Annotated in this window: 1 pseudogene; it reads right to left on the bottom strand. The window is 63.6% G+C overall.

Going from position 1 to position 341, the window contains the following annotated elements:
* Positions 1–341: pseudogene (locus AC6LJ9_RS30745) on the bottom strand (NADP-dependent malic enzyme); the annotation flags it as partial.

Below are 341 nucleotides of genomic sequence, written 5' to 3'. Positions count from 1 at the left end.
TCGATCTGCTTGCCCACCACCTTCAGGCCATTGATGAACGCCGCCGACACGCAGATCGCCGTGCCATGCTGGTCGTCGTGGAACACCGGGATCTTCATCCGCTCGCGCAGCTTGCGCTCGACCGTGAAGCACTCCGGCGCCTTGATGTCCTCCAGGTTGATCCCGCCGAACGTCGCCTCCAGCCCGGCGATGATCTCCACCAGCTTGTCCGGATCCGTCTCGTTGATCTCGATGTCGTACACATCCAGGCCGGCGAACTTCTTGAACAGCACCGCCTTGCCTTCCATCACCGGCTTGGACGCCAGCGCGCCGATATTGCCCAGGCCCAGCACCGCCGTGCC

The organism is Achromobacter sp. 1011811831, assembly GCF_059760905.1.
This window is presented reverse-complemented; position numbering and strand designations above follow the sequence as displayed.